We start from the raw sequence: 23105 nt of genomic DNA, 5'->3' as shown, positions 1-23105 counted from the left end.
ATATTTACATATTGATAACACCGATTTACATCGGCTCACCACCCATTAAAATTATTTCACTAAAAACATTAATATCGCGCACAACAGTTAATTGAATTCACGTTTCAACGGACCGACAATCAGTCACCGCCCTGGTCCACGACTGGCGTGGCAACGGGGTGCTCGCCCTACACCGAGCACTTCATCTTTTATGTCAGCGTCTGCGCTTTTTAATTAAAAGAAAAGACGCGCGCCCATGCAATTGTGTTGCAGCCGCACCGTACACAAAACTTTTACATCCATTCCATGGCATGTAGTACGGGCAAAACATCTACCGAGGAAAACTATGAACACCCCAGCCACCGGCGCGCCCGACACGTTCAACGCAACGCAGGAACGTATCCTGCTGACCGGCGCCACAGGTTTTCTCGGGGGCGCCGTCGCCGCCCGGATGATCGCCGAAGGCCAGGCCAGCGCCCTGTGCTTCCTGGTCCGCGCTGACAACTCGGCCCAGGGCCTGCAGCGCCTGCGCGACAACCTGCGCCAACACGGCGTCGATGAGCGCCAGGGCCTGGCACTGAGCGAGGCGCAGATCATCTGCGGCGATTTTCTCGACACCGCCTGGCTGGCCCGCGAGACCCCACGGCTGATGCAGATCGACCGGGTAATCAACTGCGCCGCCGTGGCGTCATTCTCGAAGAACCCCAACATCTGGCCGGTGAACGTCGAGGGCACCTTCGCCTTCGCCCAGGTGCTGAGCCGCTCCACGCGCCTGAAGCGCTTCCTGCACGTGGGCACCGCCATGTGCTGCGGCCCGCAGCGGGAGTCGCCGATCAGCGAATCCTGGGAATTCCCCGAGGCGGCCCAGCAACTGGTGGACTACACCGCCTCGAAGGCGGAGATCGAGCGACGCCTGCGTGAAGCGCTGCCCGCCCTGCCCCTGGTGGTAGCGCGGCCGTCCATCGTGGTCGGCCATCGCAGCCTCGGTTGCCAGGCGTCGGGCAGCATCTTCTGGGTGTTCCGCATGGGTTTCGCCCTGGAAAGCTTTACCTGTGGCCTGGACGAACAGATCGACGTGATCCCGGTCGACTATTGCGCCGAGGCGCTGATCGGCCTGGCTCTCAAGCCGCGCCTGGGCCATGACCTGTACCACATCTCCGCCGGCCACGGTTCGGCCTGCACCTTCGCCGAGATCGACCAGGCCTTTGCCCTGGCCAATGGCGCGCAACCGGTGGGCGAGCGTTACCGCAAGGTCGATGTCGACGACCTGAAGTCGCTGGCCGGCCGCTTCGAAGCCCGCATCGGCCCGGCCAACCCGCGCCTGGTGCTGCGCGCACTGCGCCTGTACAGCGGTTTTGCTGACCTCAACTACCTGTTCGACAACAGCCGGTTGCTGGAAGAAGGCATCGCCGTGCCGCCACGCTTCACCGACTACCTGGACGTGTGTGTCAGGTCGTCCAGCGGCGTGAGCATCGCCACGCAGATGCAGTGGGATTTCAAGTAAGAACCCAAGCCATTCACCGCTCCTACAGGGAAAACAGTCGCTGGGGGTAATTTACTTAACATATTCATGAGGCGCATGATCACCACACCTCCCGTGGAGGTCATGCTGCCGCCGTATGCCTTTCGAGATGGAATTTCTGGCAGCCTGAAGCAACACCCTGGCAGCCCCAGGCAAGACACCTACCTGTCGTTAGGTGCTCAATGCCTGTAACCGCCAGCGCTTGTGCAAGCCCTGCTGTCCAACAATTCCAACTGTCCAGGCTGCGCCATGATCAACATCGAAACGCCCACGTACTACACCGCCACCAAGAAGTACAACCTGAGCTTCCCCACCCTGGAAAGCGACATCGAGGCCGATGTCGTGGTGATCGGCGGCGGCTTCTCGGGCATCAACACCGCCCTGGAACTGGCGGAGAAAGGCATCACCAACGTCGTCGTGCTCGAAGCCCGCTACCTGGGTTTCGGCGGCACCGGTCGCAATGGCGGGCAGATCATGGCCGGCATCGGCCACGACCTGGAGAAGATCAAGGGCAGTGTCGGCGAAAAGGGCCTGCGCGAGATCTTCGAGATCAGCGAACTGGGCGCCGGCATCATCAAGGACCGCATCGCCCGCTACCAGATCGACGCCGACTTCTGCCACGGCTACGGCTACATGGGCTTCAACGCCCGCCAGGAAAAGACCCTGCGCGCCTGGGAAAAGGACTTCAAGGCGATCAACGGCAAGGACGAGATTCGCTTTCTCGGCGGCTCGGAGGTCAAGCAGATCATCGGCTCCGACGCCTACAGCAGCGCCCTGCTGCACATGGGTGGTGGCCACGTGCACTCGCTGAACCTGCTGCTCGGCGAGGCCCAGGCCCTGGCCGGCCACGGCGCGCGGATCTTCGAACACAGCCCGGCCCTGGAGGTGCGCTACGGCGAGCGGATCACCGTGCGCACCGGGCGCGGCTCGGTCAAGGCCAACAAACTGCTGTGGGCCTGTGACAGCTTCCTCAACAAGCTCGAACCCGAGCTGCATGCGCGCACCGTCAACACCTACGCCTTCCAGCTGATGACCGAGCCACTGCCGGACGAACTCATCCAGCGCATCAGCCCGATTCGCGGCGCCTACAGCGACATCCGCCCGGTAATCGACTATTACCGCGTCACCCGCGAGAACCGCCTGCTGTTCGGCGCCGCCACCCCGTTCGTGGAACACATCCCGAAGGATCTGAAGGCCTGGAACCGCAACCTGATGCTGAAGATCTTCCCCTACCTCAAGGACGTGCGCATCGACCTGGCCTGGGGCGGGCCGATGGCCACCAGCGCCAACCTGTTCCCGCAGATCGGCACCCTGAGCAACCGCCCCAACGCTTTCTACGTGCAGGGCTATTCGGGCTTTGGCGTCACCCCCAGCCACATCATCTGCAAGATTCTCGCCGAAGGCATGAGCGAAGGCTCCAGCCGCTACGACCTGATCAGCTCGGTCAAGCATGCGCGCATCCTCGGCAAGGACCATATCCGCCCGCTGCTGCTGACCGCCGGCAAGACCGTGCATCAGCTGTCGGGCTTCTTCAACGGCCGCCGTTGATTCCTTTTGAACAAGACCAGGAGAACCACCATGACCCTCACCGCCGTCCGCCAGGGTGTGCAACTGTCCGAACTCGACGCCTGGGGCACCGTTGCCGACCTGGGCTCGACCATCCTCGAAGGCGAGGTCAAGTGCTACGGCAAGATGACCCACGGCGCCCCCACCGATCCGCTCAGCAGCGCCTACTTCGGCACCACCCAAGGCAAGTTCCGCATGGTCTATCCGTTCAGCGAGCAGGCGGTGATCGTGACCGGCGAGATCCAGCTGACCGATGAATCCACCGGTCAGGTGACGCGCTACAAAGCGGGTGATGCCTGGTTCGTGACCAAGGGCACGCCGGTGCTGTGGGAAGTGCTGAGCGAGACCTTTGTGAAGCATTACCTGGCGATTGCCTGATACCTCCCTATGGGAGCGGGCTTGCCCCGCGATAGCGGCTGCCGGTACATCCTCGTCAGGCAGACTGATGCTATCGCGGGACAAGCCCGCTCCCACGCCTATGACGCTTCAGGCACTGTATCCTGCATCTGCAGGATGGTCTTACCCCTCCCCACTTGGCGATACTCCCCCAGGCCCTGACAACAACAAGAACGTCGCAGCCAGGTACCGCCCATGTCCGATTTCCTCGCGTCCCCAGGCTTCACGCTGTTCAACGCCCTGGTCCTGGAACTGCAACGCCTGGCCCAGGAACAGCCGCTGCCAAGCTTCCATGACCGCATGCTCGAACGCGCCGGCGAGCTGATCCCGTTCGACAAGGCCTGGTGGGGCCGCGCCGCGCTGGTCGACGGCTTGCCCCACGAACACAGCAGCCATGTCTACAGGCTGCCGCCTGGTTACGTGCAGGACTGGCAGTCGATTCGCCACCAGGACATCACCGTGCAGCAGGTGCATGCCCAGCCGGGCCGCTCGGTGATCGTCGACAGCCAGGCCGACGACGCCCCCGAGGGCCTGCGCTGGCTCGGCGCCCGCCACGGTTTCGGCGAGTTCCTGTGCATCATCCATATCGACCCACAGACCCGCCTCAGCGTGCACCTGACCCTCTACCGGGCCCACGGCGCGGCCAGCTTCACCGCCCACGAGCGCTTGCTGCTCGATCACCTGATGCCGCACCTGGTGGCCGCCGAGGGCGCCAACCAGATCCGCGCCCTGGTGGCACTGCGCGAGGCGCTGGACGGCGCCAACACCCTGTCGCTGGCCGTCTGCGACCGCCAGGGCACCCTGCACCACGCCGAACGCGGCTTCGTCGAGCGCCTGCTGCTGGAATGGCCGCGCTGGAGCGGCCCGCACCTGCCGGCCGAGGTCAGTCCCGCCAGCTACCGTGGCCAGCACCTGCAACTGGACGCCACCGCCGTGGGCGACCTGTTCCTGCTGGCCGCCCGGCCCCGTTCAGCCCTGGCCCAGCTCAGCGCCCGCGAGGCGGATGTGGCCGAGCGCTTCGGCGGCGGCGGCACCTACAAACAGATCGCCCGCGAACTGGGGGTGGCGCCCAATACCGTGCGCCACCACATCCGCAGCATCTACAGCAAGCTGGGCGTGAACAGCAAGGCCGGGATCACCCAGCTGCTGCACCACCCTCCGCTCTGACCCCTTCCTGACGCCCTCCAGCCCGCCAGCCTGGCTCGCGGGGTTGGGGCGCCTTTGCCCGCTGTTCGCCAACCACAACAACAAAGGAACACGCCCATGCTTGACCCTCGCAGCCGCTGGCTTGCCTTGGCCCTCACCCTGGCCGGCGCCCATGCCCAGGCCGCCGACCTCAATGCCCGCGATTTCGTCAGTGCCCCGGTGGGCACCCGCCTGGGGGTCGCGTACCTGCCGCTGACCCGCGCCAACGACTACCATGGCGCCGCCGACGGCAACGGCAAGGCCGACCTGGCGGTCAACGCCTTCGCCTATCGCCAGTTGTGGTTCACTGACATCTGCGGCACGTTGTGTACGCCGCAATTCATCGTGCCCTACGTCGACACCGAGGCGCGCCTGCCGGGTAGCGACGGCCACACCCGCGAGCGCGGCATCGGCGATCCGCAGGTCGGTGGCACGCTGTTCTTCATCAACGATCCGCAAAACCGTACCTACAGCGGGCTGCTGGCATTGCTCAGCGTGCCGGTCGGCGAGTACCACGCCAGCAACCCCGGCGTATCGCCCGGCGCCAACCGCTGGGCGCTGCACCTGAACTACAACTACACCCAGGGCGTGGGCGAACGCTGGCTGCTCGAGGCCAATCTCGAAGCCCAGTTGTACGGCCGCAACGACGATTACTTCGACAACGAGCTCAAGCAGAAGCCGCTGTACCGCCTGCAGGCCTTCGCCTCCTACGACTTCACTCCCACCACCTACGGCGCCCTGCGCCTGATCCACGCCGACGGCGGCCAACTGGAGCTCGATGACCGGCACCTGGACAACAGCCACCAGCGCTACACCCAGGTCGGCTTCGAGCTCGGCCATTGGCTCGACCGGCGCAACCAAGTGCTGCTCGGCCTGACCCGCAATGTTTCCACCGACAACGCCTACGCCCAGGACAACCTGCTGCTGCGTTTCGTCCACGTCTTCTGAGGAATCGCCATGCCTGTCTTCACTGCTATCGGCCTGCCACCGCTGCGGCTGCTGGCCATTGTGCTGTTCGCCGCCGTGGTGCCCTGCGTGCTGATGACCGCGCCGGCGGTCGCTGGCCAGTACGCCGCCCAGCTGGGCCTCGGGCCGGCGCGTGTCGGCCAGCTGTTTTCCGCGGAGCTGGCGGCCATGAGCCTGGCCACCCTGCCCGCCTACTACTGGCAGCCCCGCTGGGACTGGCGTCGGGTGGCGCGAGGCGCGGCGCTGCTGTTCATCCTGGCCAACCTGGCCTCGACCGGCTGCGACAGCTACCTGGCGCTGATGGCCCTGCGCGTGCTCAGCGCCCTGGCCGGCGGCACGCTGATGGTGGTGTGCATCGCCAGCGCGGCCAGCAGCCGGCAGCCCGACCGGGTGTATGGGCTGTGGGTCAGCGGCCAATTGATCCTCGGCGCCGTGGGCTTGTGGCTGCTGCCGCCGCTGTTCGGGGCATTCGGGCTCAAGGCCCTGTACCTGGGCCTGGCGCTGCTGATGCTGCTGTGCCTGCCGCTGGCCGGCGCCTTTCCGGCCTCGGCCGCGCCCGGCCCGATGAAACCTGCGCACGCCCCGCTCGAGCACCGCTGGCTCCCGGGTCTGTGCGGACTGCTGGCGGTACTGCTGTTCTACACGGGGCTCAGCGCGGTGTGGACCTTCATCGGCAGTATCGCCGCCAGCGCGGCGATCGACCCGGGCAGCAGTGGCCGGATCCTGTCCATCGCCACCCTGATGGGCATTGCCGGCTCGCTGTGCGCCACGCTGATCGGCCCACGCTGGCCGCGCAACCTGCCTCTGGCCTTGGGCATCGGCCTGATGGCGCTGGCCGTCGCCCTGCTGCTGGGCAGCCCCGACCTGCGCCGTTTCGCCCTGGCCGCGCTGCTGTTCAAGTACTGCTGGACCTTCGCCTTGCCATTCATCCTTGCCTGCCTGGCCGACCACGACCGCGCCGGGCGCCTGATGAACAGCGCCAACCTGGTCATCGGTGGCGGCCTGGCCCTGGGCCCGGCCATCGCCGGCCCGCTGCTCGAATCGCGCCACGGCATGCCCGCCGTGCTGCTCGGCAGCATCGGCTGCCTGCTGCTGGCGTTCATCAGCCTGATGCTCGCCCGCCTTAACCGTTCCCCGCTCACCACTGGAGTCCACCCATGAGCCGCCGTACCGCGTTTTTCTCCGACGAACTGTGCTTCTGGCACAGCGCCGGGCTGCATGCCCTCACCCTGCCAGTCGGCGGTTGGGTGCAGCCCCCCGCCGCCGCGGGCTTTGCCGAGTCGCCGGAAACCAAGCGACGCCTGAAGAACCTGATGGACGTCTCGGGCCTGTCGCGCCAGTTGCTGCAGCGCAGCGCCGAAGCCGCCAGCGACGCCGACCTGCTGCGCGTGCACCCGTCGCATTACCTGGCGCGCTTCAAGGCGCTGAGCGATGCCGGTGGCGGCGAACTGGGGCTGCAGGCGCCGATCGGCCCGGGCACCTTCGAGATCGCCAGGCTCTCCGCTGGCCTGGCCATCGCCGCTGTTGACGCGGTACTGCGCGGCGAAGCCGACAATGCCTACGCGCTGTCGCGCCCGCCGGGGCACCACTGCCTGGCCGACCAGGCCATGGGCTTCTGCTTCCTGGCCAACATCCCCATCGCTATTGAGGCGGCCAAGGCACGCCACGGCCTGGGACGGGTGGCGGTGATCGACTGGGACGTGCACCACGGCAACGGCACCCAGTCGATCTATGCCCAGCGCGGTGACGTGCTGACCGTGTCCCTGCACCAGGAGCATTGCTACCCACCGGGCTACAGCGGCGCCGATGAACGCGGCGTGGGCGATGGCGAGGGCTGCAACCTGAACATTCCGTTGCCGGCCGGTACCGGGCATGCGGGTTACCTGCAGGCGATGGAGCAGATCGTGTTGCCAGCATTGCAGCGCTTCCAGCCGGAGTTGATCGTGGTGGCCTGCGGCTATGACGCCAACGCGGTCGATCCGCTGGCGCGGATGCTGCTGCACAGCGAGTCGTTCCGGGTCATGACGCGGATGCTGCGCGAGACCGCCGAGCAGCTGTGCTCAGGGCGATTGGTGATGGTGCACGAGGGTGGGTATGCCGAGGCCTATGTGCCGTTCTGTGGGTTGGCGGTGATGGAGGAGTTGGTGGGGGTGAGGACAGCGGTGGAAGACCCGATGCTGGCATTCATCGAGTTGCAGCAGCCGGGGGCGGAACATGGGTGTTTTGTGGCGCAGTACGTAGAAGGGCTGCGAGCGCGTCTGGTCTGACTGCATCATCGTGGGCAAGCCGCATCGGCGCACCGCCGCTCCCACAGGTTCGATGAGAACCTAGTCGGAGCGGGCTTGCCCCGCGATGTCCTTACCGCCCAGGCATCAGAGCCATCGCCCGGAAATCCTTCGGCGACTGCTCGAAGTGCTTCTTGAATGCCCGGCTGAAATGCGCCGAGTCGGTGAATCCCCACTTGTAGGCAATCGAGGTGATCGACTCGCGCTTGAGGAACGGGTTGGACAGGTCATCCGCGCTGCGCTTGAGGCGTGAACGCTGGATGTAGCGGCAGACGCTGTCGCCCTCCTCCTCGAACAGACGGTACAGATGACGCACCGAGATGCTCAGGCGCTCGGCCAGGTTTGCCGGGGTCAGGCCCGGCTGGCCCAGCGACTCGTCGATGACCTTCTGCACGTAGCCGCGCAGGCTGGCGCCGCTGAGCCCGGCGAGCGATCCGGGATTGTCGTCACCACGCTCGAAACCTGGCTCCAGCAAGGCGATGAACGCCGCCTGCAGTGCCTCGCCCTGGGTTTCCCCGGCCTCGTCGCCTTCGCGGCACAACTGGTCCATCAGCAGGTGCAGCATGCGCCCGCAGGCGTTGGTCGAGGAGATCTTGCCGAAGGTCGCGCCCTGCCCGGTCACGTGCTTGCGCACCTGCTCGCGAGACAATGACAGCGAGACATGCTCGATCAGGCCGAACGGGGTGATCTCGCACGGGCCCACCGAGTCCATCAGCAGCAGTTCGCCCGGCGACAGCTGGATGCTCACGCCATCCTGGGTGATCTGCGAGTAACCCATGCGCTGGCTGACCAGGAAGCAATGCTGGTCGTCGTCGCGGTCGGGGTTGTCGCCCAGGCGGCGGATAGTGCCGGCGTTGGTGCGCAGGTTGGCCAGGGCCAGGCCGGCGCGGTTGTAGGTCGAGATCTCGCCGATGAACAGCGAGCGGTTGAAGGCCAGTTCGGTCTGGAACCGGCCGCAGACCTTCTGCATGGCCGTGGTCCAGCGCTCCAGGCCGTCCAAGGCGGGTCTGGCGTTGCACTGAGTGACGGGCTGGGGCATGGCAACCTCCACACGCGGGCGTTGTTGTTATGCGCTAATTGTTAACATGTTATCAATGAGCGTACAACTGTCATTATTTGCCGGTGTTGGCAGCAGGTTCCGTGCCAGGTGAATTGAGCAAGACACAAGGCCGCAAAGCGGCCCCTGGCTCTACAGGTCGCTCAGCATCAGTTGCAGCGCATCGAAAGCTCGCCAGAGATGCTTGCGCTGCTCAATGTCGAGGGGGATGTAGCGGCGAAACGCGGGCACCCGATTGACCACCTCGCTGGCGCCCATATGCTCCAGGGTTACCCGCCACTGACCGTCGCGGCACTCGATGGCCAGGCGCTTGAAATCCAGCGGCATCAATACAGCCTGAGCACGCCCGAGGCGCTCGCGCAGCGCTTCGAACAGCACCTGATCGCCGCCCCGCAGGCGGCATGCCAGCCCCGTTCGGCGCAACGCCCCGGTATGGTGCAGTTCCACCCGCACCGCGCCCTGCCCCAAGGCAGGCACCTGCAGGATGAACTCGCACAGCACCAGATGCATCAGCAGATGGCTCTCAGTGCGCTCGCGCACTTCGATCCGAGGGCCATCTTCGCGGTAGGTAAACGATGCTGCGGATTGCAAATCCGTCAATCCCAGGTTTCGCCACACCCGCTGCAAGGTCGCCCCAGGCCGATAACCGGCCGGGGTGCGTGGGCCGGTCAGGCGTTCAAGCCAGCTTGCCGACATGGCGCACCTGCTCGTGGTGAGAATGACCGGGTTCGGCGGCGAACTCCTTCTCCAGCACGTCCTCGACCCGCGCCGGGCGGAACGGGTTGACCTTCTGCACACACAGCGTCCAGAACAGCGCGTAGGCCGCGGTGGCGCCGAGCATCACGGCGAACGGCACGTAGACATCGGCCGGGTTCATGCCCGGCGGGGTGATGAACCACATGCCCAGCAGTATGCCGATGCTGGAGACGATCTGCGGCAGCGGGAACCACGGCGAGCGGTAGGCGCGGGGCAGGTCCGGCCGGCGGATGCGCAGGATCACCACCGACAGGGTCACCAGCAGGTACGCGGTGCTCCAGGCGCACACCGCCGCCAGCACCAGGTGCAGGATATTGTCGGTGTTGCCGCCCAGGTACCAGGCGTGCAGGCACGGGATCAGCGCCACCACCAGGATGCACAGCAACGGCGTCTTGAACCGTGGGTGCAGGTAGGTGAACACCTTGGGCAGCGCCCCGTCCACCGCCATGCCGTAGAGAATCCGCGGCACCCCGGCCATCAGCGTGTTGATGGTGGCGGCGCCGGCGAACAGGAAGCCGATGCCCAGCCACACCGGGCCAATATCGCCCATCACCTGCTCGGCGAAACGCGGGATGGCCATGGGCGTGTCCAGCAGGTGCACGCCGCTGGCGGCGTCAAGCACGACGTTCTCCACCTGGCGCTTCATCGCCGCGCCGTAGATGAACATGCAGCTGGCCACGCCGAACAAACCCAGGGCCATGGCCTTGGGCATGACCCAGGCCGAGCGGCGCAGTTCCGGGGCCAGCGGGGTGACGAATTCGCAACCGACGAACATGAACATGGCCATGCCCACCAGCGACAGAATGGTCATCAGGTCGGTGCCGACCAGCGACACGCCGAACGGCCCGTCCAGCTCCACGGCGGGCGCCGCGATCAGGCCAAGCACGCCAAACACCATCAGCGTGGTCCACATGCCGAAGGTCAGCACCACTTCGGCGCGGCCAAAAGCGCTCACGCCGAAAGCGTTGAGCACGCCGAACACCAGCACGAAACCCACGCCCAGCAACCACGAACCACCGGCCGACTCGGCCAGGGTGTTGAGGTGCTCGAAGTTCACCAGGGCCATGACCCCGGAGAGGATGGTCTCGGCGGTGCCGGCGAACACATGCACGATCAGGTACGCCGACAGAGTGCCGGTGATGGCGAAGAAACGGCCCAGGCCGCAGTTGATGTAGTCGTAGACGGAGCCGGTGGTCGGCAGGATCGCCGCCGCCTCGGCGAAGGTAGTCGACTGCGCCAGCATCATCACCGCGGCGATCACCATGGCCACGGCGAAGGCGCTGCCGCCGATGCCGAAGCCCATGGTCGCGGTGAGGATCACGGGGCTGGCCATGATCAGGCCGACGGTGCTGGCCAGCGCGGTGGGGAAGCCGACGCTGCCACGGTTGAGGTGCTCGGTGAGCTTATTGTTGATTGTCATGGGTGGGCCCTGGGTGGACGAGGGAAAGATTCTTCCCTGTCACTTTGCGGCCTGCACCCGGGCGGGTCTTGCCACTGCCTGCCGCAGGGCTTGATCCGTGTTGCCAGGTGCTTGGCGATAGTCTTGCAGCGCTCTTGAGATCGAGCGCCGCGCGGGCGGCACTCGATCTCACAGGCACTGCAACTCTAATGTCGAATACCTCGAACCATTTACCCCTGCGCGCAACGGTCCATCACCCCATGCGGCAGAACCCTGGAATAGGCCCCCTGGTGATAAAGCAGCGGGGCATGCCCCAGGTCGTCGAACGCCAGCACCCGGCCAATGAGAATCCAGTGATCACCGCCATCGATCTGCTGGAACTTCTCGCAACGAAAGCGCGCCGAACAGCCCGGCAACAGGGGCGCGCCGCCCTCGCCGGTCTCATGCTCGATACCGGCGAAGCGGTCTTCGCTGGGGCGCGCGAAGGTGTTGGACAGGTCGATCTGGTCGGCGGCCAGCACGTTCACGGCGAAGTGCCCGGCGGCCTCGAACACCGCATGGCTGCCGGAGCGCTTGTCGATGCTCCAGAGCACCAGCGGCGGGTCGAGGGATACCGAGTTGAAACTGTTGGCGGTGACCCCGACCTTGCGCCCCGAGGCGTCGGCGGCGGTGATCACGGTGACGCCGGTGGCAAAGTTGCCCAGGGCGCGGCGGAAGGCGCGGCTATCGAAGGGATTGGACATGCAAGGCTCCATCATTGTTGTTGGGCTAGGCTGGGGCGCCAGCCATGTTCATCGGCTGAAGCTCAGGTCATCGCCGGATCCGGCTCCAGCCCCATCAACTCGCGCCCGAGGATCTGCGCGCAGACGTCGTAGTCGGTGTAGGCATGCGCGCCGGTCATGTGCGCATCGCGGAACAGCCGCTGCAGCTCGTTACCGTCAAACCAGGCGCCGCCGCCAGCCGCCTCCATCAGCCGATCCACGGCCTGGATGCACAACTTGACCGCGTAGCCCTGGTTGGTGCGCCAGTACGTAAGCTCGGTGCGCGTCGGGTATTGGTGCCGGGCGCTGTACTCGGCGATCTGCTCCCAGCTCTTTTCCAGCAGCGCCCGCGCCGCGGCGACCTGGTGGGTGGACTCGGCCAGGCGCATCAGCGCCGGGGTGGCCGCGCCGACGGCGGCGCCGGTGTAGGCGCGCACGCGGTTGCGGGTCTTGTCCCTGAAGACCTCGAGCATGCGCTCGGCGATGCCCAGGCTGACCGTGGAGAACCCGCTGGCGAAGTATGGCCGGTAGGGGTTGAAATAGATCGCGCTGTCCGGGTACAGCCCGAAGCCCGCCGACTGGCCCTCCATCATGTCCCTGGCCTTCTGGATACGGTGTTCGGGCACAAAGGCGCGCTCGACGATCAGCGTGCGGCTGCCACTGGCGCGCATGCCGGCGGCGAACCAGTCGTCGCGGATCTGGTAGTCGCTGCGCGGCAGCACGGCGAAGCAGTAGTCCTGGCCGCCCTCAGGGTTGGCCCGGCGAAAGCCCATGATCGCCCACTCGGCGTGGTCGCAGCCGCTGCTCCAGCCCATCTCGCCGCTGAACAGCACGCCGCCCTCGACTTCCTCGGTGCGACCGAACGGCGCGATGCTGCTGCTGGCGGTGGCGTCCGGGTCACGGCCCCAGATCTCGTCCTGCAAGCGTGCCGGGAACATCGCCAGCTGATGACTGTGGGTGCACAGCAGGCTCATAGCCCAGGCAGTGCTGGCGCAGGCGCCGGCCAGCGCGGCGATGCATTCGGCGAACTGTGGCAGGCTTATTTCCAGGCCGCCGTAATGCCTGGGCAGGAAGGCCTTGTGCAGGCCAATGGCCTTGAGCGCGGCGATATTCTCGACGGGCACGCTGCGCTCGCGCTCGGCCTGGTCGGCGCGAGCGGCGATGGCCGGCAGCAGGGGCTTGAGGTCTTCGAGCAGGGAATTTGGCTTTTTCATGGTCTGGCTCATTGTTATTGGACCCTGGCGAACGCTGCCCGGAATGGGCCGCTCACTGATGAATGCCGGGTCAGTATGGGAGCCGTGGCCGAGCCGGAAAATGCAACTTCCGCACCTCGGATTGCACTTTTCGTGGCACCTGGCAGACAGGGTCATGGGGGCGGCATGGGCAGACAAGATCACCAGCGTGTCGGGCTTTAATCTGGGGGAAATCAGGCCGCAATAAGGCCCATCGCGGAGCAAGCCCGCTCCCACGAAGCCCTCGGCAAACCACCCGGAGCCCTGCCATGAGCGACATCGCCCTCCTCCCCAGCGTCAGCGCCTTCCTGGCCCGTGACCACGGTCTGTACATCCATGGCGCATCGGTCGCCAGCCAATCCACCGCCCGCATCACCGTGCACAACCCGGCCAACGGCGAAGCCATCGCCCAGGTCGCCGACGCCAACCTTGCCGATGTCGAGTGCGCCGTCGAATCGTCCCGCAAGGGTTTTGCCAGCTGGTCGCGCACCAGCCCCGCCGCCCGTGCCGCGGTGTTGTTCCGCCTGGCCGACCTGCTCGAGGCCAACCGCGAGGAGCTGGCCCAGCTGGAAACCCTGCAGTCGGGCAAGCTGATCGGCATCGCCCGCGCCTTCGAGGTGGAACAGGCCGCGCACTTCCTGCGCTATTACGCCGGCTGGGCCACCAAAATTACCGGCCAGACCATCACCCCATCCCTGCCCTCCTTCGCCGGCGAACGCTACAGCGCCTTCACCCTGCGCGAGCCGGTGGGCGTGGTGGTGGGCATCGTGCCATGGAACTTCGCCACCATGATTGCCCTGTGGAAGCTGGCCTCGGCCCTGACCACCGGCTGCAGCATCGTGCTCAAGCCCAGCGAGTTCACCCCGCTGACCCTGCTGCGCATCGCCGAGCTGGCCAGCGAGGCCGGCCTGCCGCCGGGCGCGCTCAACGTGCTGACCGGCGCCGGCCAGGTGGGCAAGGCGCTGGTCGAGCACCCTGGCACCGACAAGGTGTCGTTCACCGGCTCCGTGCCCACCGGTATCGCGGTCGGCCAAGCGGCCATGGGCGCCAAGCTGACCCGGGCGACCCTGGAGCTGGGCGGCAAGAACGCGGTGGCGTTCCTGCCCGACGTCGCCGTCGACAAGGCGGTGGACGGCATCATCGAGGCCGGTTTCCTGCACTCCGGGCAGATCTGCGCCGCCGGCGAGCGTTTCTACGTCCATCGCTCACGCCTCGACCCGCTGCTCGAGGCCCTGTCCCAGCGCCTGGACCAGCTGAAGATCGGCTCGCCGCTGGACGAAACCACCCAATTCGGCCCGGTGGCCAACAAGCCACACCAGCAAAAGCTCGGCGAGCTGTTCGCCACCGCCCGTGCCGAGGGCAACCGCATCGTCCATGGCGGACGCCTCGGCGAAGGTCCGGGCTGCTTCGTCGAGCCCACGGTCATCCTTGCCAACAACGCAGGTGACACCCTGCTCAACCAGGAAACCTTCGGCCCGGTGGCGACCTTCCTGCCCTATGATCATGAAGACGAACTGATCCAGCTGATGAACGCCTCACCCTACGGCCTGAGCGCGAGCCTGTGGACCAACGACCTGGGCAAGGCCATGCGCCTGATCCCGCAAATCCATGCCGGGACGCTATGGGTCAACATGCACACCCTGCTCGACCCGGCGGTGCCGTTCGGCGGCATCAAGGCCTCGGGTATCGGCCGCGAGTTCGGCTCGGCGTTCATCGACGACTTCACCGAGCTGAAGTCGGTGATGATCCGCTACTGATCATGGCCAGTGCCAACCACGACCTGGGCCGCTACTGCCTGCAGGCTTTCAGCCAGCAGGTGCCGGCCTCGCTGGCGGCGTTCTACCGCATCGATGCCGGGCAGCAGGCCTGCGACTTCCTGTTGCAGGACCTGCAGGCACCGATGCATGCCCGCTACCTCGAGCACTACCGGGCTTTCGACCCGCTGCAGCCCGGACGCTGCCTGGCCATCGGCCGCCCGGTGGTGTCGCTGCGCCAGGGCCTGGCCCACCTGCCCGAAGCCCAGGGCCAGACCTACCGGTGTTTCCTCGCGCAGCATCAGGTGGTGGACGTGGTCGAGATCATCGCCCAGGCCGATGGCCGCCCCGTGGCCGGCGTCTCGCTGCTGCGCTGCGCCAGCCTCGGTGAGTTTCGCGGCGACGAACTCGAACGCCTGCTGCCCCTGCACGGGCTGATGCAGCTCGCCGTGGCCAGCCAGCCGCTGGCGTGCGCCCCCGCGTCCGTCGAACTGACGCCGCGGGAACGGCAGATCGCCGAGCTGCTGCGCCAGGGCAGCAGCAACAAGCTGATCGCCCGCGCCCTGGGCGTCGGCCTGCCGACGGTCAAGACCCACCTGATCAACCTGTTCCGCAAACGCGGCGTGCGCAACCGCACCGAGCTGGTGGCCAGCCTCTACCTGTGACTCAACCTTACGGTTGATACCGTCGCCCGACGCGCCGTTGCACCCTGTGGCCACCCCAACCACAGGAGTCACCGCCATGCCCAATACCGCCGACTGGATCACCGTGGGCGCCCTCGCCGATGGCTTCGCGCCCGAAGCCTTCATCCTGCCGCAACTGGCCGACCTGTCCGGGCGCACGCTTACCCTGCACTTCGCCAATGGCTGGGTCATCGAACACCGCTTCGACAGCGAGCGCCTGCACTGGCGCGCCGCGGACGGCCACAGCAGCGGCAGCGCCGGCTACCGGGCGACTTCGGTACGCCCCGGGATCTACCTGGTCGACTTCATCAAGCACGAGGCCGGCCAGGCCTGGTCGGTGTCGCTGGTGCTCGACACCCTAGAGCACGCCTTCACCGCCGTGCTCGGGCGCCTACCCGACCAGGTCCGGACTCAGCGCGGCCTGTATGCCCTGGCCCTGGCCGGCGAAGCGCTGACTGGCGTAGAGGCCAGCTTCCTGCACGGCAGCCTCGACCGCCCCTGGCAGGCCGGTGCCTGTCCCCACGCGCCGACCACCGAGCTGGTCGGCCTGCGCAACCACTACCGCTACAGCCCCACCGAGGAGTACGAGCACATCTACCTCAATGCCAACTACTACAGCTGGCAGTGCCTCAAGGGCGTCGAGCAGGGGCTGTGCGACACCGACCGGGCGTACTACTACAAGATCGCCGAGCAGCTGTACCTGTTCGTCTGGTGCGAGAAGATCGTGCCCACCCTGGGCCTGGTGATGATCGACCTGGCGCGCCACCGCAGCGACGGCAAGATCTTCGGCTACCAGGGTGGCGGCTTCGATGCGCTGGCCAACTTCCCGGTGTCGTCCCACTGCCGGGTGCTCAATCGCACGGAGCATGCGCAGTGAACCGCAGCGTGCTGATTACCGGGGCCGGCAGCGGCATCGGTGAAGCCTGCGCCCTGCGCCTGGCCCGCCAGGGCTGGCGGGTGGCGCTGGTGGGCCGCCGCCGCGAGGCGCTGGAGCGCGTCGCGCAGCGGTGCGATGGCCTGGTGCTGGCCGGCGATGCCGCCGACAGCACCTCCTGGGCGGGTTTCATCGAGCAGGTGCGCGCCCGTTTCGGCGGCCTCGACGCGGTGATCGCCTGCGCCGGCGGCCACGGCCTCGGGCGGGCCGAGCAAACCAGCGACGATGCCTGGCGCGAGGCCCTGCGCAGCAACCTCGACAGCGCCTTCCACACTGCCCGGGCCTGCCTGCCGTTGCTGCGCGAGCGGCGCGGCAGCCTGGTGCTGCTGGGCTCCATCGCCTCGCTGGCGGCCGGTCCCGAAGTCTGCGGCTACACCACCGCCAAGCACGCCCTGGTCGGCCTGACCCGCTCGCTGGCTCGCGACTACGGGCCGTTCGGCGTACGGGTCAACTGCGTCTGCCCAGGCTGGGTGCGCACGCCCATGGCCGACCAGGAAATGCAGCCATTGATGGATCACTACCAGGAAGACCTCGACGCCGCCTACCGCCGCGTCACCGCCGACGTGCCGCTGCGCCGCCCGGCCAGCAGCGACGAGATCGCCGCCGTGTGCCAGTTCCTGGTCGGCGTTGAGGCCAGCATCGTCACCGGCGCGGTGATCACCGCCGATGGCGGTTCGACCGTGGTCGACGTGCCGACCCTGGCCTATACCCGCCTGGAGCCGTCGACATGAACGCGCGCTACGACTTCCAAGGCCGCACGGTGCTGGTCACCGGCGCGGCCGGCGGCATCGGCCAGGCCATCGTCGAGGGTTTCGCCCGTGGCGGCGCCCGGGTGCTGGCCGTGGATCTTGATCCGCAGGCGTTGCAGCGCCTGGTCGAGGATCAGTTGACGTTGGGCCACCAGGTGCGTGGGGAGATGCTCGACCTGGCCGACCCCGGCGCGATCCGCGCCTTGCTGGCCGGGCTGGAACGCCTTGATGTGCTGGTGCACAACGCCGCCTACTTCCCACTCACCGCATTCGTCGAGATCGACCCGGCCCTGCTGCAGCGCACCCTGGCGGTGAACCTGGGCGCGTTGTTCTGGCTCACCCAAGGCGCCCTGCCGCTGTTCCGCCGCCAGGGTGGCGGATGCGTGCTGGCCACCTCCTCGGTGACCGGTCCCCGGGTGGCCTATCCAGGCCTGAGCCACTACGCAGCGTCCAAGGCCGGGGTCAATGGCCTCATTCGCAATGCCGCGCTGGAACTGGCGCCGTTCAACGTGCGGGTCAACGGCGTGGAACCGGGGATGGTGCGCACACCGGCCATGGACAACCTCGGCGATACCACCCTCAACGCCCGGATCGCCGCCGGCGTGCCCCTGGGACGGCTGGGCGAGCCGGCCGATATCGCCGGGGCGATGCTGTTCCTGGCCTCTGACGCTGCCCGCTACATCACCGGCCAAACCCTGGTGGTCGACGGCGGTGCCACCTTGCCGGAGACCGCCGCGCGCCTGTGATGGCGGCGACAGGCAAGGCCGCTGGCAGCCACGGGCAAGACCACCGCCAGCGTTCCACGCGCTAATAGCCCGTCGCCTTTCGACACTGCCTCCACAACGACGCGGCACTCAAGACCGCACACAACAAACGAGGATCGATCCATGCGTCTCACCCCACGTCGCACCGCAATGGCCACGGCCCTGGCCCTGCTGGTGCATGGCCAGGCCAGCCCGGCCTATGAGCTGTACGCCGACGATGACAGCCACCTGAATGCCGACTTGCTCGCGGTCTGGGGCATGTTCAATAGCCGCCACAACTACGATGGGACCCCCGGCGGCTCGACCTGGCGCGAAGGTTTCATCAAGTACGGCCTCAGCGGCGACCAGGGCCTGGGCGGCAACGGCTCGCTGTACGGTGCCCTCAACTGGGTCAGCTCCGGCGCCTGGGGCGACGGCGACGCCGGCGGCAACCAGGACGGCTCCGAACGCACCACCAAGATCGAGGACGCCTACCTGGGCTGGCGCTCAGGCGACCTGTTCCCGCTGCTGGGCAAGGATGGCGTGGACCTGTCCGGCGGCCGCCAGGTGATCCGCCTGGGCAGCGGTTTCCTGATCAACGACGACGGCCCCAACCTGGGCAAGGGCCCGGCCGATGGCCAGCTCAATCGCGGCGGCGGCTTCTACCTGGGCGCGCGCCACGCCTTCGACCGCACCGCGGTACTGCGTCTGGGCGGCAAGGAAGGGCTGCATGGCAGCGTGCTGTGGCTCAAGTCCGACAACCGTGCCCAAGCCGAAACAGAGCTGGCGGCCGGTACCCTGGACTACACCCATGACCTGGGCACCCTGGGCCTGACCTATATCCACGGCATCGACGTGGCCGACCAGTGGGCCAGCGAGTTCCAGAAGGGCCGCGAAGGCATGGATGTCTACAGCCTGCGCGGCGAAGGTGACGTCGGGCTGGAAAACACCCGCTTTGCCTTCGAGTATGCCTGGCAGGACACGCGCGGCGGCCGCGAGACCGCCTGGTACGCCGAGGCCAGCCATACCTTCGCCGAGGCCCCGTGGGCACCGCAGCTGACCTACCGCTACACCCGCTATTCGGCGGGCTGGGACCTGCTGTTCACCGGCCTGTCCAGCGGCTACGGCACCTGGATCCAGGGCGAGGTCGCCGGCAACTATGCCGGGCCGTTCAACACCAACAGCGGCATCCACCATGTGGGCCTGAAGGCCACGCCACGGGACGACCTCACGGTCGGCGCGCTGTTCTTCGACTTCGACACCGTGCGCAGCCGCGACACCCTGAAGCTGGATGCCCAGGAGCTGGACCTGTATGTGGAGTGGGCGGTCAACGAGCACCTGATCGTCACCCCGCTGCTGGGGCTGTTCAAGCCACGCAAGGATCAAAGCAATGGCGGCAACCAGGTGGGAAGCGGGACCAACGTTTACAGCCAGCTGACGGTGGCGGTGCCGTTCTGACGGGCAGTCCTTTCAAGGTGTACAACGTTGGTTTTGCAGCGCCTGCAAGATCGAGCGCCGCCCGCGCGGCGCATCGCGACGCAAGGCCGCTCCCACATCTGTTTCGGGCCAGTCAATCCTGTGCCATGACCTTGTCCGCCTTGTTGGTCCGACTCGGTTTCAGCGTGAGCCCCACTGCTGTCCCTCTTGACTCAAGGCATGGGCCAAGGCAGATAACCATGGCCTGACAGGTGTGGGAGCGGCCTTGTATCGCGAAAGGGCTGCGCAGCAGCCCCAGGATCCATCAGCCCAACAGAAGGCGCAGGTCTGCACCCACTTCAGCCAACGGCGGGCACCAGTAGTACCCCCCCGTCAATGGCCGGCTGAAGCGGTACAGGCCATCGACCACGCCATCCTCGAGCCCACTCATGCGCCGCAGCTGTACCTCGAAGGCATCCAGCGAGAAGCCCAGGGCGACGAACGCCAGGCCTGCGCCACGCTCGTCGGTCCAGGCCACCGAGCGACGCACCATGAACGCCTCCGGCGCGAAGCTTTCCTGGGCGGTGCGCTTGACGTGGGCCGACTCGGGCGCGTCGTCGAGCTCTTCGTTGTCACTCAGGCGGCGACCGATGATGTTGTCCTGCTCAGCCTGGGGCAACGACTTGAAGTACTCCAGGTCGTGCTTCCACAGCTGGAACGCGGCGAAGCTGGAACCCGCCAGTCCAGGCTGATCGCCCGGTACGATGGCGGCGGTGATGGCGTCTTCGTCCACCGGGTTTTCGGTGCCGTCTTCGTAGCCGGTCAAGTCATGGCCGCCGCGGTGCAGGAAACCATCGACGCTGTCGACCAGGCGCAGCGCCGGAGCCAGCGCCTGCTGCAGGGCCTGGGCGCGCAGGAACAACTCGCCGCGCTCGGCGCCGCGCAGCCACAGCCACAGGGCGTGCTGGGTCGCCGGGTTCTCCACCACCGCATCCAGTTGCGGGAAGCTGCGCAGGCCCGGCACTTCGCGGCCCAGGGCCTTGGCCAGCGGCGCGCCGATGCCCAGGATCAGGCGCTGCCCATCGACCTGCGGCAACAGCTGGTCGAGGACGGCGGGCAAGGCCTCGAGCGAATCGAGGGCGAAGAACAGGTGACGGGCATGGGCCGGCACCGGGGTGGCAAGCAGACCTGGCTGGAACGGCATGACAGGCGAATCCTCGGCAAAAGCGCGAATGCTACTGCGCCGGGCGATACATCGCAACGCGACACAGGGCCGCTCGCCCCGGTAACAATCGGTTACCAAGGCGCGCCGTTTGCGATTAGCTATCGTTGCGCCACCCCCTACACTCCTCGGAATCCTTCGCCCGAGAGACCGCCCATGACCGCCTCCCCGCTGCTCACCGCCCTCCTGCCGCTGGCCCTGGGCATCATCATGCTCGGTCTGGGCCTGTCACTGACCCTGGCCGACTTCGCCCGGGTGGTGAAGTACCCCAAACCGGTGGTGATCGGCCTGGTCTGCCAGATCCTGCTGCTGCCGCTGGTGTGCTTCCTGATCGCCAACGGCTTCGGCCTCGAATCGGCACTGGCGGTCGGCCTGATGCTGCTGGCCGCCTCTCCGGGCGGCACCACCGCCAACCTGTTCAGCCACCTGGCCCATGGCGACGTGGCGCTGAACATCACCCTGACGGCGGTCAACTCGCTGATCGCCATCCTGACCATGCCGCTGCTGGTTAACCTGTCGCTGATCTGGTTCATGGAATCGGACCAGGCCATCCCGCTGCAGTTCGCCAAGGTCATGCAGGTGTTCGCCATCGTCCTGTTGCCGGTGGCGCTGGGCATGCTGATTCGCCACTGGACGCCGCGTTTCGCCGCGCGCATGGAAAAACCGATGAAGATCGTCGCGGCGCTGTTCCTGGCTTTCACCATCGTCCTGGCCTTGGCCAAGGACTGGCAGACCGTGGTCGAGTACGCGCCGATCGTCGGTGGCGCCGCGCTGCTGTTCAACCTGCTCAGCCTCGCGGTGGGCTACTGGGTGCCGCGCCTGCTGAGCATCCCGAAACGCCAGGCGATCGCCATCGGCATGGAAATCGGCATCCACAACGGCACCCTGGCGATTGCACTGGCCCTGAGCCCGACGCTGCTCAACAACGCGACCATGGCGGTGCCGGCAGCGATCTACAGCCTGATCATGTTCTTCACGGCGGCGGGGTTTGGCTGGTGGGTGAGTCGAGGGCATCGTCGCGAGGACGTCGCGGTCGAGACCGTCAATTGAAAACATCGCGGGGCATCAGCCCCGCCGCCGCTTCAGCTGTCGCTTCAGCACCCGCAAGGGCGGCGCGTAGAAGAACCCGAACGACACGCTGCCCTGGCGCCCCTTCACCGAATGGTGCAGGCGGTGCGCCCGGTACAGGCGCTTGAGATAGCGGTTGACCGGCTTTGGCGCGCGGGGCCAATGCCGGTGGAAGAAGCCATCGTGGGCCAGCACATAGGCCACGCCATACCCCGCCACCCCGGCGCCGACCCACTGCAACGGCGCATGCCCGGCCTTGCCCAGGGCCACCAGCGCCGTGGCGATCAAGCCCAGGGCCAGCAGGTAGCAGTCGTTGGTCTCCAGCATGCCCAGCTGCGGCTCGTGGTGCGAGCGGTGCAGCCACCAGCCCCAGCCATGCATGACGTACTTGTGGGCCAGCGTGCCGACGCCCTCCATGGCCACCAGGGTACCGAACAGCACGGCGAGATTGAACAACATGGATCGGTCCGGGGGTTTGGCAACGAAAGGCGCAAGGGTACCATTGCCGCCAGGTCATTCGGAGGGATTTTCCATGAAGGATGTGCACACCGCGGCCAGCACCGGCTACACCCGCCAGTCGAGCAACTATGAGCAGGGCCGGCCTGATTACCCCAGCGCCTTGCAGGGCTGGCTGCGCGACACCCTGGGCATCGGCGCAGGTACCCCGGTGCTCGACCTGGGCGCCGGCACCGGCAAGTTCACCCGCCTGCTCGCCGCGCTGGCGCCACGCCTGACTGCGGTGGAGCCGGTGGCTGCCATGCGCGAGCGATTCAGCGAGCGCCTCCCCGAGGTTCCCGTGCTCGAAGGCACTGCCCAGCACATCCCGCTGGCCGACGCCAGTCAGCAGGTGCTGGTCTGCGCCCAGGCTTTCCACTGGTTCGCCGATGCCGACGCCCTGCGCGAGATGCACCGGGTGCTGGCGCCGGGCGGGCGCCTGGGGCTGATCTGGAACGTACGCGACGAAACGGTCGACTGGGTGGCGCGGATCACCGAGATCATCACCCCCTACGAGGGCAACACCCCGCGTTTCCATACGGGTCGCTGGCGCGACGCCTTTGCGGGCAGCCGCTTCAGCGCGCCGCAACTGACCACCCTGCCCCACGTCCATGAAGGCAGTCCGCAAACGGTGATCCTCGAGCGCCTGCGCTCGGTCAGCTTCATCGCCGCCCTACCCCAGGCCGAGCAGGACAGGGTCATGGCCCGGTTGCAAGACCTGGTCGACAACCACCCGGCGCTCAAGGGCCGCGAGCGCGTTGCCTTCCCGTACCAGACCCAGGCCTACGTCTGCCAACGCCTGGCGTAATGCAATTGTCATGATTCATGCCTTGACCCTGCACGGGTCAAGGCGTATGGTCCGCCGCGCATTCAAGCATCCCCCACACAGGAGTCCCCTGCATTGGACAGTAGCCCCAGTCGATTGCGACAGGCCCAC

The 23105-nt window shown here is 66.8% G+C and carries 21 protein-coding genes and 1 pseudogene; 15 read left to right on the top strand and 7 right to left on the bottom strand.

Annotated features, from left to right (window positions below):
• Positions 1 to 325 precede the first annotated feature (325 nt).
• From cprA to K5H97_RS13490, 7 genes are all read left to right on the top strand, one after another.
• Positions 326 to 1483, top strand: a complete 1158-nt coding sequence (gene cprA, locus K5H97_RS13520) for a cationic peptide resistance protein CprA (RefSeq protein ID WP_028688791.1) — start codon at positions 326 to 328, stop codon at positions 1481 to 1483.
• A gap of 267 nt (positions 1484 to 1750) precedes the next feature.
• Positions 1751 to 3049, top strand: a complete 1299-nt coding sequence (locus K5H97_RS13515) for an NAD(P)/FAD-dependent oxidoreductase (protein ID WP_028688790.1) — start codon at positions 1751 to 1753, stop codon at positions 3047 to 3049.
• Between the two features lie 30 nt (positions 3050 to 3079).
• Positions 3080 to 3445, top strand: coding sequence for a cupin domain-containing protein (locus K5H97_RS13510; protein WP_028688789.1), 366 nt, complete (start codon positions 3080 to 3082; stop codon positions 3443 to 3445).
• A gap of 213 nt (positions 3446 to 3658) precedes the next feature.
• The gene (locus K5H97_RS13505; RefSeq protein ID WP_036985706.1) at positions 3659 to 4630 is read left to right on the top strand and encodes a helix-turn-helix transcriptional regulator; all 972 of its coding nucleotides are present in this window, start codon (positions 3659 to 3661) and stop codon (positions 4628 to 4630) included.
• 96 nt (positions 4631 to 4726) lie between these two features.
• A complete protein-coding gene (locus K5H97_RS13500) occupies positions 4727 to 5596 on the top strand; it encodes a transporter (protein ID WP_028688787.1) in 870 nt (289 codons plus the stop codon).
• A 9-nt stretch (positions 5597 to 5605) separates the two neighbouring features.
• A complete protein-coding gene (locus tag K5H97_RS13495) occupies positions 5606 to 6775 on the top strand; it encodes an MFS transporter (protein ID WP_051555607.1) in 1170 nt (389 codons plus the stop codon).
• Complete coding sequence (locus K5H97_RS13490) at positions 6772 to 7881, top strand: class II histone deacetylase (protein WP_028688785.1); 1110 nt, start codon at positions 6772 to 6774, stop codon at positions 7879 to 7881. The genes K5H97_RS13495 and K5H97_RS13490 overlap by 4 nt, the downstream gene beginning before the upstream one ends.
• 91 nt (positions 7882 to 7972) lie before the next feature.
• Here the strand turns inward: K5H97_RS13490 and feaR are convergent, their stop codons facing one another.
• The 5 genes and pseudogenes from feaR to K5H97_RS13465 all read right to left on the bottom strand — a co-directional run bounded on the left by feaR (position 7973) and on the right by K5H97_RS13465 (position 13086).
• Positions 7973 to 8938, bottom strand: coding sequence for a transcriptional regulator FeaR (gene feaR / locus K5H97_RS13485; RefSeq protein ID WP_081100287.1), 966 nt, complete (start codon positions 8936 to 8938; stop codon positions 7973 to 7975).
• Positions 8939 to 9088: 150 nt separating this feature from the next.
• Positions 9089 to 9652 carry a DUF3156 family protein gene (locus K5H97_RS13480; RefSeq protein ID WP_051555606.1) on the bottom strand — a complete coding sequence of 188 codons (564 nt, stop codon included), beginning with the start codon at positions 9650 to 9652 and terminating at the stop codon, positions 9089 to 9091.
• Positions 9633 to 11132 carry an APC family permease gene (locus tag K5H97_RS13475; protein WP_028688783.1) on the bottom strand — a complete coding sequence of 500 codons (1500 nt, stop codon included), beginning with the start codon at positions 11130 to 11132 and terminating at the stop codon, positions 9633 to 9635. Before K5H97_RS13475 ends, K5H97_RS13480 begins: the two co-directional genes overlap by 20 nt.
• A gap of 212 nt (positions 11133 to 11344) precedes the next feature.
• Positions 11345 to 11854 (bottom strand): annotated as a pseudogene (locus tag K5H97_RS13470) (flavin reductase family protein); the annotation flags it as partial.
• Between the two features lie 62 nt (positions 11855 to 11916).
• Positions 11917 to 13086, bottom strand: a complete 1170-nt coding sequence (locus tag K5H97_RS13465) for a p-hydroxyphenylacetate 3-hydroxylase oxygenase component (protein ID WP_028688782.1) — start codon at positions 13084 to 13086, stop codon at positions 11917 to 11919.
• A 287-nt stretch (positions 13087 to 13373) separates the two neighbouring features.
• Between K5H97_RS13465 and K5H97_RS13460 the strand changes: the two genes are divergently transcribed.
• From K5H97_RS13460 to K5H97_RS13435, 6 genes are all read left to right on the top strand, one after another.
• Positions 13374 to 14861: an aldehyde dehydrogenase family protein gene (locus K5H97_RS13460; RefSeq protein ID WP_028688780.1), complete on the top strand. Its 1488-nt coding sequence runs from the start codon at positions 13374 to 13376 to the stop codon at positions 14859 to 14861.
• Between the two features lie 2 nt (positions 14862 to 14863).
• Positions 14864 to 15523: a helix-turn-helix transcriptional regulator gene (locus K5H97_RS13455; protein ID WP_081791512.1), complete on the top strand. Its 660-nt coding sequence runs from the start codon at positions 14864 to 14866 to the stop codon at positions 15521 to 15523.
• 76 nt (positions 15524 to 15599) lie between these two features.
• Positions 15600 to 16418: a molybdenum cofactor biosynthesis F family protein gene (locus K5H97_RS13450; RefSeq protein WP_028688778.1), complete on the top strand. Its 819-nt coding sequence runs from the start codon at positions 15600 to 15602 to the stop codon at positions 16416 to 16418.
• Positions 16415 to 17206, top strand: a complete 792-nt coding sequence (locus tag K5H97_RS13445; RefSeq protein WP_036985702.1) for an SDR family NAD(P)-dependent oxidoreductase — start codon at positions 16415 to 16417, stop codon at positions 17204 to 17206. Before K5H97_RS13450 ends, K5H97_RS13445 begins: the two co-directional genes overlap by 4 nt.
• Positions 17203 to 17970: an SDR family oxidoreductase gene (locus K5H97_RS13440; RefSeq protein WP_028688776.1), complete on the top strand. Its 768-nt coding sequence runs from the start codon at positions 17203 to 17205 to the stop codon at positions 17968 to 17970. The genes K5H97_RS13445 and K5H97_RS13440 overlap by 4 nt, the downstream gene beginning before the upstream one ends.
• Before the next feature lie 168 nt (positions 17971 to 18138).
• On the top strand, positions 18139 to 19425 hold the full coding sequence (locus K5H97_RS13435; protein ID WP_232108888.1) for an alginate export family protein: 1287 nt from the start codon (positions 18139 to 18141) through the stop codon (positions 19423 to 19425).
• Between the two features lie 283 nt (positions 19426 to 19708).
• On the opposite strand, the gene K5H97_RS13430 is transcribed toward K5H97_RS13435, so the two are convergent.
• Complete coding sequence (locus tag K5H97_RS13430; RefSeq protein ID WP_028688774.1) at positions 19709 to 20587, bottom strand: Dyp-type peroxidase; 879 nt, start codon at positions 20585 to 20587, stop codon at positions 19709 to 19711.
• Between the two features lie 174 nt (positions 20588 to 20761).
• On the opposite strand from K5H97_RS13430, the gene K5H97_RS13425 reads away from it, so the two are divergent.
• The gene (locus K5H97_RS13425; RefSeq protein WP_028688773.1) at positions 20762 to 21655 is read left to right on the top strand and encodes a bile acid:sodium symporter family protein; all 894 of its coding nucleotides are present in this window, start codon (positions 20762 to 20764) and stop codon (positions 21653 to 21655) included.
• A gap of 15 nt (positions 21656 to 21670) precedes the next feature.
• On the opposite strand, the gene K5H97_RS13420 is transcribed toward K5H97_RS13425, so the two are convergent.
• Positions 21671 to 22132, bottom strand: a complete 462-nt coding sequence (locus K5H97_RS13420; RefSeq protein WP_028688772.1) for a sterol desaturase family protein — start codon at positions 22130 to 22132, stop codon at positions 21671 to 21673.
• Positions 22133 to 22205: 73 nt separating this feature from the next.
• On the opposite strand from K5H97_RS13420, the gene K5H97_RS13415 reads away from it, so the two are divergent.
• Positions 22206 to 22976, top strand: coding sequence for a class I SAM-dependent methyltransferase (locus K5H97_RS13415; protein WP_028688771.1), 771 nt, complete (start codon positions 22206 to 22208; stop codon positions 22974 to 22976).
• The last annotated feature ends 129 nt before the right edge of the window (positions 22977 to 23105 follow it).

It is taken from the genome of Pseudomonas mosselii (assembly GCF_019823065.1).
Lineage (GTDB): Bacteria > Pseudomonadota > Gammaproteobacteria > Pseudomonadales > Pseudomonadaceae > Aquipseudomonas > Aquipseudomonas mosselii.
This window is presented reverse-complemented; position numbering and strand designations above follow the sequence as displayed.